At 34.9% G+C, this 9608-nt stretch carries 10 protein-coding genes; 7 read left to right on the top strand and 3 right to left on the bottom strand.

From position 1 onward, the window contains the following. Positions 1–461: 461 nt before the first annotated feature. Positions 462–2708, bottom strand: a complete 2247-nt coding sequence (locus tag C8J95_RS10725; RefSeq protein ID WP_107808321.1) for a family 20 glycosylhydrolase — start codon at positions 2706–2708, stop codon at positions 462–464. A gap of 171 nt (positions 2709–2879) precedes the next feature. Between C8J95_RS10725 and C8J95_RS10720 the strand changes: the two genes are divergently transcribed. From C8J95_RS10720 to rplI, 6 genes are all read left to right on the top strand, one after another. After that, positions 2880–3362: a GNAT family N-acetyltransferase gene (locus C8J95_RS10720; RefSeq protein WP_107808320.1), complete on the top strand. Its 483-nt coding sequence runs from the start codon at positions 2880–2882 to the stop codon at positions 3360–3362. 16 nt (positions 3363–3378) lie between these two features. Then, entirely contained in the window at positions 3379–4776 is a 1398-nt protein-coding gene (locus C8J95_RS10715; RefSeq protein ID WP_107808319.1) for a chloride channel protein, read from the top strand. Between the two features lie 107 nt (positions 4777–4883). Then, positions 4884–5081 carry a hypothetical protein gene (locus C8J95_RS10710; RefSeq protein WP_107808318.1) on the top strand — a complete coding sequence of 66 codons (198 nt, stop codon included), beginning with the start codon at positions 4884–4886 and terminating at the stop codon, positions 5079–5081. Between the two features lie 115 nt (positions 5082–5196). Beyond that, positions 5197–5538 (top strand): 30S ribosomal protein S6, encoded by a 342-nt coding sequence (gene rpsF / locus C8J95_RS10705; RefSeq protein ID WP_034870405.1) that lies wholly within the window; start codon positions 5197–5199, stop codon positions 5536–5538. 27 nt (positions 5539–5565) lie between these two features. Further along, complete coding sequence (gene rpsR / locus C8J95_RS10700) at positions 5566–5868, top strand: 30S ribosomal protein S18 (protein WP_021347702.1); 303 nt, start codon at positions 5566–5568, stop codon at positions 5866–5868. A gap of 120 nt (positions 5869–5988) precedes the next feature. Beyond that, the gene (gene rplI, locus C8J95_RS10695; protein WP_107808317.1) at positions 5989–6489 is read left to right on the top strand and encodes a 50S ribosomal protein L9; all 501 of its coding nucleotides are present in this window, start codon (positions 5989–5991) and stop codon (positions 6487–6489) included. 57 nt (positions 6490–6546) lie between these two features. On the opposite strand, the gene C8J95_RS10690 is transcribed toward rplI, so the two are convergent. Beyond that, a complete protein-coding gene (locus C8J95_RS10690) occupies positions 6547–7368 on the bottom strand; it encodes a hypothetical protein (protein WP_107808316.1) in 822 nt (273 codons plus the stop codon). Between the two features lie 226 nt (positions 7369–7594). Between C8J95_RS10690 and C8J95_RS10685 the strand changes: the two genes are divergently transcribed. Continuing rightward, entirely contained in the window at positions 7595–7771 is a 177-nt protein-coding gene (locus C8J95_RS10685) for a histone H1 (protein ID WP_009086192.1), read from the top strand. 77 nt (positions 7772–7848) lie between these two features. Here C8J95_RS10685 and C8J95_RS10680 read toward each other — a convergent pair whose 3' ends face one another. Further along, a complete protein-coding gene (locus C8J95_RS10680; protein WP_107808315.1) occupies positions 7849–9369 on the bottom strand; it encodes an FMN-binding glutamate synthase family protein in 1521 nt (506 codons plus the stop codon). Between the last annotated feature and the right edge of the window lie 239 nt (positions 9370–9608).

Genomic DNA, 9608 nt, shown 5'->3' with positions numbered 1-9608 from the left:
GCGTGGGCAAAACTAATAAATTTTATTAACATGACCAAATCTTTTTTCTAAAAAATTTTAATCGATTTTATAGTCTCAATTATCTCCTGCTCCCCCAAACAACTCTCATTGTTTAGGACTGCAAAAGTAGAAAAACTTCTATTACTCACCAAACTTCTAAACACATTTTTTAACATAATATACGTAACTGCCTGAATACAGGTGAGAAAAATTTAACATAACATTCATATTGGAAGCAATAGCCTTCTTTACATGCACTATATATATCGTAGCAGATACTTTAAAAACGGGATTTTTGTTTTATGTATTGGCTGGAGTCTTGTGTTTTTAGCTGCTCAAAAGCTCTTTTTTAGCTTTAATCACTCTCTTTATATATAATAGAAAACAAAAATCCGGCTTAACGCCGGATCTTATATTCTATAATATATGTATTAATAATGATTCACTATTATATATAGGCATCAATAAATAATAATTTCATCTGCGAACAAATATCCTTTCTTTGTATTAGGAGCTATAATTTTCAGATATCTTGCCTGTACCGGTGTTTTTAATTTTAGTTCAAATCGTTTAAAAGTTAATTTCGACTCTGTCTCCGGGATATCGTTTTTCACAAGTCCAATTTCTTTATATGCTACTCCATCATCTGAAACCAAGACTTTCATCTCTCCGGGCATATAAACTCCCGGACCAATAATTTGCATAAAGCGCATAGCAATCGTATTAAGCGTTTCCTTTTTTTCAAAATCAACAACAACATCTACATCTTTAGTAAAACCTTGCCATTGCTTATCATGATAAGTCAATCCGCCGAAAACGCCATTCGTTAATGTTTGTTCCTTCTGGGCTTCATAACCGTCCCATTTATTATTATAAATTACTTTTTTTCCAATTGCTTTATGAATATCTATATCCAGATCTAAAACCGGACCTGTTTTTATACTATTCAAAAAATATGCTGCTTTAACTTTTGCAGACTGATTCAGAATAAAAGGTTCCTTATATATTAAGGACTCATTTGTTGGCTCTTTACCGTCTAATGTATATCTTATATTCTCAGGATTCATTTGCTCGGTAACCAAACTCACCTTATTAGTTCCGGATGAGGAATCAAATTTCACTATACTATATATATTATAGGATGGCCTGTAATAATTCACCTGAAGTTGTTGCAGAATTTTATAATGAGACTGTAGTCTTTTGGTAAAATCCTGAATGTTTTTATTCTCAAAAGCTGTCCAATTCACTTCAGCCAGTGCAAGAGCTCTGGGAAATACCATATATTCTACATGTTCTGTTGTCGGAATATATTCGGCCCACAGGTTTGCCTGCGCCCCTAGTACATGTTTTGCTTTTTCTTCCTTCAAAACTGCAGGAATCGGATTATAAGAATATACTTTGTCCAAAGGCAAATATCCGCCTATTGCTTCGGGCTGGGTTCTGGGATCGGTCTGGTAACTGTCGAAATACAAAAACTCACCGGGAGTCATAATTACATCATGCCCGGCATTAGCAGCAGCTATACCTCCAGACTCTCCTCTCCAGCTCATCACAGTAGCTCCGGGTGTTAGTCCTCCGTCTAAAATTTCATCCCAACCTATAAGCTTTCGGCCTTTTGACTGTAAATATTGATCCATTTTGCGAATAGCATAACTCTGAAGCTCATCAACAGATTTCAACCCTTCCTTTTTCATTAAGGATTGATCTTTCGGGCAAGAAGCCCAGTGTTTTTTATCTGCTTCATCTCCACCTATATGTATATATTTAGAAGGGAAAATTTCCAGCACTTCATCTATTACATTCTGAAGAAACTCAAATGTCTTAGGGTTTCCTATACAAAATTCGCTTTGAGTATATGGCTTTCCGGAGCACGATAATTCAGGATAAACAGCCAATACTTCCTCGCTATGCCCTGGCATTTCTATTTCTGGTATTATATTTATACCTCGCTCAGCAGCATATTTCACTAATTCTTTTGCTTCTTTCTGCGTATAAAAGCCTCCACTTGCATTAGGATTCCCCTGTTCTGTATACTGACGACCATTTTGCCACCAGTCTTTCCAATTTGCATGGGTACGCCAGGCTGCTTTATTGGTCAATTCCGGGTATTTCTTTATTTCCAGTCTCCATCCCGCTCCGTCAGTCAAATGCCAGTGAAAATTATTGAATTTATACAGAGCCATAAGATCTATATATTTTTTCAGGAAAGAAAAAGAATAAAAATGCCTGGATACATCTAAATGTAATCCTCTGTAAGAAAAACGTGGCTGATCTTCAATAGAAGCAAAGCTTAACCTTGACGGATCTTTCTGAAGCAAACCTAACTGTACAAAAGTGTGAACACCATTAATTGCACCTGCAATATCTGATGCCTCAATTTGTATACCTTTATTATTTATAGATAATCGATAAGCTCCGGGAGCAAATTTATTTTGTTGATCTTTTACAATACGGATATCTCCGGAGTTTATATTTTTAGTACCTACAATATTTTTCCCTTCCTTAAAAACAGAATACTCAGATAAAAGAGGTTTAATTTTAGCAAATTCTGGTGAAATACTGATTTTAACTGTTTGTGAGAAAATATATTCACCATTCTTTAAAGATACAGAGGAAGGCTTGGGAATGATATCGAAATTGTTTTGTGCCGACACTAAAAATGGTGCAGCATACATTAATAAAGATATCAGAACTTTATTTGTTTTCATTTTGGGCTATTGTTTTTAAAGAGTAACAAATATCATAAATAATATTGAAATCTATTTTCTTTTTGTACATAAGGGCTAACTATATTCAGTATTTTATTTTAGTTTTTAATTGATAATCCTTCTCACTTTTTATAAATTTGAGAATCTAATTAATTTTTCAATAAAAACTATATGACCAACAATTTTTTAATCCGAAAAGCTACAGAGGAAGATACACCTGCAATTTTCTCTCTAATCAAACAACTTGCAGAATACGAAAAACTTTCTGATGCTGTTATTACTTCTGAAGAAGAGCTAAGACATAATATATTCCATGAAGGTTTGTCCAAAGTACTTATTGCTGAAGAGAACAATGTTCCGATAGGCTTTGCATTATATTTTTATAATTTTTCTACTTTCGTGGGAAAAGCCGGATTGTATCTGGAGGATCTGTTTGTAGAACCTGTGCACAGGGGAAAAGGTTATGGTAAAAAACTTTTAGTTGCGCTAGCACAAATAGTCAAAGAGAAAAACTGCGGAAGAATGGAATGGTCTGTACTAAACTGGAATAAGCCTTCTATCGAGTTTTATGAATCCCTGGAAGCTGTTCCTATGAATGAATGGACCGTATACAGACTGACTCAGGATAAAATTAATATTCTGGCAAATTCATAAAAACACAAAAACACTGGTGAAAAAACTACTTTTTTATATTCGTAAACGGCTAAAGCAAGCTTTTGATAGTATCACAAATGAACGACTGAAAGACAATTTGCTCCAAGCTATCCCTTTTTGGATAGCTTCTATTATCACAGGACTTATAGCTGTATTATACGCCAAAATTTTCGGTTGGGGCGAGCTCCTCATGTTTAAAATTTTTCACTGGAAATCCTGGTTGATTTTCATTATAACTCCAATTGTTTTTGTTTTATCATGGTGGCTTGTGGATCGTTTTGCCCCCTATGCAAAAGGAAGCGGTATTCCTCAGGTAATGGCATCTGTAGACCTGGCAAATCCCAGAGACCGCTATATGATAAAATACCTGCTAAGTTTTAAAATTATAATTATTAAAATTATATCAAGCTTTGTCCTTATTACAGGTGGTGGTATTATCGGTAGAGAGGGGCCAACAATACAGATTGCCGGATCTGTATTCCAGAAAGTCAACGAGCTTCTACCCAGGTGGTGGCCAAAGATTTCACAAAAAAACATGATCCTTACCGGTGCAGCAGCCGGACTTTCTGCAGCATTCAATACACCCCTGGGTGGTGTTGTATTTGCTATTGAAGAATTAGCAAAAACACACATCAGCTATTTTAAAACAGCACTTTTTACCGCTGTAATTATTGCCGGACTTACCGCAGAAACACTCGCAGGACCTTATCTGTACTTAGGCTATCCTAAAACCGGCGGGACTACTCTATGGCTAATGTTTCCAGTAATTTTTATTGCAGCAGTATCCGGAATTACCAGTAGTTATATTTCCGGCCTGATGTTAAAGATTAATAAATTCAGGGCAAAATTCACTCACAAAAAACAACATGTTTTCTTCTTAATAGGCACTGCTCTTATTATATCTTCACTTGCTTATTTTGTAGATAAAAACATATTAGGATCTGGAAAAGAACTAATGGAACATTCCTTGTTTACCAGTGACAAGCATCAAAAATGGTACATGCCCATCCTGAAAATTATAGGTTCTACCCTATCTTTTACAAGTGGTGGTGCTGGTGGTATTTTCGCTCCAGCACTTAGTATAGGAGCAAGCATAGGATCTGTATTTTCTGGATTAGCCAATTTTACTCCTGAAGAGACTAATGTTATTATATTGGCGGGAATGGTTGCCTTTTTAACAGGAATTACCCGTGCCCCGTTTACATCTGCTATTCTGGTATTGGAAATGACGGATCGGCATAGTCTTATATTTCATCTAATGTTGGCGGGTATGGTATCCTCTATTGCGTCTATGATTATCAGCAGACATTCATTATATGATTCCTTAAAAGTAAGTTTCCTTGAAAAGCTTAATAAAGAAGTACGCGCTCCGAAAGACAAATTACATCTCAAAGACCTGGTGAGAAGAAGATAAATATTTCATTACTAAGAATTTATTCTCATAGAATTAGTAAAAAAAATCATATATTTATCATTATTATCAAATAATAATATATCACCAAATTTTAAAATATAGAAACTATGAGAAAACTTGACAGAAAAAAGCAAAAGAATATCCTGGGAATGGGAAACAATTGTCCAACCGAACAATTTGAAGCTTCTTATAATGGTTATATCGTATGCTGCATGAAACAACCTACCGGACCAAATCTTTGTGACCCGAATATCAGTATGTACTGTGATATTCCGTACGATATGTGTGGAGATCCTTTCCAATAAGAACTAAAAAAGGCTCTGTTACTTATGTAATGGAGCTTTTTCTTTTGTTTTGTTTGCAAATTCAGAAAATATCAATATCTTTGCACCTCGAAATAAAAATAAATATTTTATCATTATGAACAATTACGAAACTGTTTTCATTTTGACTCCCGTTCTATCTGATGCTCAGGTGGAGGAAGCAGTTAAAAAATTCGAAGACCTTATTAAGGACAATGGTTGTGAAATCGTTGCTAAAGAAAACTGGGGACTTAAGAAATTGGCTTACCCAATCCAATTGAAAAAGAACGGATTCTACACTTTGATCGAATTCAAAGGTGAAGGTGATGTTGTAGCTAACTTAGAGCTAGCTTACAAGCGTGACGAAAGAGTTATCCGTTATTTAACAACTAAAATGGATAAGCATGCTGTAGACTATGCAGTAACGAGAAGAACAAAAGTGAAATCTCAAAAAGCTTAATTAATTAACCCCTAAAATCTTAAGACAATGGCAATAGATGAAATGGCACAACAAGCCGCACAAGGTGGTGAATCTGAAGTAAAGTTCCTTACTCCACTAGATATCAACACAAAAACACAGAAGAAATTCTGTCGTTTCAAAAAATACGGAATTAAGCATGTAGATTATAAAGATGCTGACTTCTTATTACAATTCGTAAACGAGCAAGGTAAAATCCTTCCAAGAAGATATACTGGTACTTCTCTAAAATACCAGAGAAAAGTTTCTGCAGCTATCAAAAGAGCTAGACACTTAGCTTTAATGCCATACGTAGCAGACCTTTTAAAATAAGACAAATTAATAAAAGAAGCAGGCTTGTCTTGCTTCTTTTGTTGCTGAATCAATATTAATTCTAACGATTTTTGGATTCAAAAATTTAACTGAATCTAAAATTAAAAACGGACAACAACAATGCAAATTATTCTAAAAAAAGACGTAGAGAATTTAGGACTTGAATTCGATACTATCGATGTAAAACCAGGTTACGCTCGTAACTTCCTTATTCCTCAAGGATATGCTTTATTAGCAACTCCTAAAAACAAAGCAGCTTTAGAAGCTACTTTAGAGACTAGAAAAGAAGAAGAAGCTAAATTAGTTGCTGCTGCTACAGCTAAGATCGATCAACTGAAAAAAGTTGTATTAACTATCCCTGCTAAAGTAGGTACTGGTGATAAACTTTTCGGATCTATCAACAATGCAGATCTTGCAGAAGCTTTAGCTAAAGCTGGTGTAGATATCGAGAAAAAATTCATCAAGATTCCTGGTAACACTATCAAGAGAACTGGTAAATTTTCTGCAAAAGTAAGACTTCACAGAAACGTAGAGCACGATTACGAATTTGACGTAGTTTCTGATGCTCCTGTAGAAGCTCCTAAAGCTGCTGAAAAAGCTGAAACTAAAGAAGAGGCTTAATTTAAGCAATTTCTTAAAGATATAAATCCTTCCTTCGGGGAGGATTTTTTTATGCTCTTATTTACTCTTGTTCATTTTTTCAAAATCCTCAGTTTTCATAATCGCTAAATTATTGTTTTTACAATCCCATATACTCACATATTTTTTTGATATTGTAATGTAGCTTGCCAGATTGTGAATATGCTGGTATAGCATCAGTGTACAAATATCTGTTGGTGTTATATACAACCAGTCAGGAAGGATATGTGAATGTACTCCACTTATCAGGTTTTCTCCTTTTTCATCTTTTGTGTTCATAGCGATTAAACTATTGTGCAGGCGTTCCGTCTTCTCTATTTCATTATTTTTATTAAAAGTAACCAGATAGTCATTACCAAACAGAACAAGATTATTTTGTGTAGTTCCGGTCAAAATATAAACCTTATTTTGTTCGTTCTTCCTCTCATCAACAATTGGTATCAGGTTTAGATTTGTATTCTGATAGGCTCTGAAAATAGTATCTGTTTTAATCCTTTGTAGAGCTTTCTGCCGGATGTCAAAATATTTTCGCTCAACATCTGTAAAATCTCTTGCTGTTAGATCCAATTTGGAATCTTTAGGATTATAGTTAGTAGGAAAAGCGACGGAACCTATTACTTTATTTTCTTTTGAAAAGAATATACAAACAGGCACATTGTTGTTTATGTAAGAAAAGTATCCGCCGATATTCTCATTATTTTTATAATTGGCCAAAAATACATCCGTTCCATACCAGCTCGCCATTTCACTCCTGTATAATTTTATTCCCTCTTCTTTAATTTCTTTTGCGATCGTTTCCAAGTCCTGAGCTGTCCCAAAAAAACTCAGAATTATGAATGTTAAAAGATATAGCTTTCTCATAAACAGATGATTTAAATAAAGTTACTCTTTTTTTCTTCATCTCCGAAAAACCAAAAAGGGACTCTTTGAAAATAATAAGCAGCAAAATATTTTTTTTCAACGTTTCTATTTTTAGAATCATCAATTTAGAAAATGAATAAAAATGTAGATTTTATCGATATTTACAGCGATAAAATTCTTTATAAATGAAGGATTATTTTATATTTGCAGTCCAAAAATTAATCATATGCAAGAACTATTAGAAAAAATCGCACAGGAGTTTGGAACTTTCACAACTGACTCTAACCTTCAATTAGAAAAAGGTAACAAAGCTGCAGGTACAAGAGCTAGAAAAGCAGCTTTAGAGTTAAGCAAATTATTGAAAGACTTCAGAAAAGTTTCTGTGGAGGAATCTAAGAAATAAGAGAAATCTTTTACAAAAAAGAATCCGGTGAATTGCTTCACCGGATTTTTTATTTTACAGATAAACTCAGTTCTTAATTAGATCTGGGTTTTGTGTTTTACGTTCGTTAAGATATCCGGGAAATAAGAATCTGATAAATGTTCAAACTCATCACCTCTCATAAACATTGAAGCATCTACTTCCGCATAAGAAGTTCTTCCGGCAGCAGCGATAAGCTCGTTACATGTATGCAATGTATTTCTGTGGAAATAATATACTCTCTCGCTCTTATCTGCTACATCCAGACCTTTAATCAGCATTTTATCCTGAGTTGCCACACCTGTAGGACAAGCGTTAGAATGACATCTTAGAGCCTGAATACAACCTAAAGAGAACATAAATCCTCTTGCATTATTACACATATCAGCTCCCATTGCTACAGCTCTAAGGATATCCAATGAAGTAAGTACTTTTCCGCTGGCAATAATTCTGATTTTATCACGAACATCATATTTCTGAAGCGTTCTATTTACAAAAATAAGTGCTGGCTCCAAAGGCATACCAACTCCGTCTGAAAACTCCAATGGTGCAGCTCCTGTACCCCCTTCAGCTCCATCTACTGTAATAAAGTCCGGCCAGATATTCAGTACATTCATTTTTTCGCAAATCTCTTCAAATTCACGTGTATCACCAATACAAAGTTTAAATCCAACAGGTTTACCTTCACTAAGGTCTCTCAGCTGTTGTACAAACTTTAATAGACCTTCAGCGCTATTGAATGCTGTGTGTCCCGGAGGAGATAAAATAGTTTTTCCTGGTTCTACGTGACGAATCTTTGCAATTTCAGGTGTATTCTTTACTCCCGGTAATACACCACCATGTCCTGGTTTTGCACCCTGAGAAAGTTTTATTTCGATGAGCTTTACATTTGGATGAGCAGACTTCTCAGCAAATAGTTCGGGATTAAAATGTCCGTGATCATCACGACATCCGAAATACCCCGTACCAATCTGCCAGCAAAGATCTCCACCACCTTCTAGATGGTAATGAGATATCCCTCCTTCTCCTGTATTATGGAAGAAGTTTCCTTTTTTAGCACCAGAATTTAAAGATACTACAGCTCTGTTACTCAATGCTCCGTAGCTCATCGCTGAGATATTAAATAAAGATGCATTGTAAGGCTTCTTACACAAGGGTCCTCCAACGGTTACTCTTGGTAATTCTTCAGAAGGAATTTTTGCATAAATAGAATGCTTAATTCCTTCATACTTTCTTGTATTAATGTCTAGCTGTGTCCCAAATGGTACATTCGCAGATATATTTTTTGCTCTTCGGTAAGCTGCAGATCTTTCATTCCTCGGGAAAGGTTTACCATCCGTATTCCTCTCGATAAAATACTGCTGCATTTCCGGCGATATTTCCTCGAAGAAATAACGGAAATTCCCCAGGACAGGAAAGTTTCGTAAAATAGCATGCTTTGTCTGGAAAGCGTCATATAGGCCCCAGAGATAAATAAGGGATAGCAAAATTGGTATCCACAGGTCGGCGTTAATAAGGAAAGTTATTCCCCAGGAGGCCAATACAATGACAATGCCCCAGGTAAGAAACTGATTTCTCATTACAATACTTTTTGTTTAAAATTAACCTCAAATATACCTAAATAAAAACAGTAAAACCAAGCTTTATCATTAAACGATAACCCCAGAGAATCTTTTATAAAAAAATTAACATTCGTTATTATTTATTTACTTTTTTCAGCACAAACTTTGCTTATACAGAGGAAATAATATCTCCTGTTTTTCGATAATCCACGGCGAAATATAAAAAAACGGGTGATTTATTCCTAAATATCCTTAAT

This window comes from Elizabethkingia sp. YR214, assembly GCF_003058195.1.
Classification (GTDB): Bacteria; Bacteroidota; Bacteroidia; order Flavobacteriales; family Weeksellaceae; genus Elizabethkingia.
This window is presented reverse-complemented; position numbering and strand designations above follow the sequence as displayed.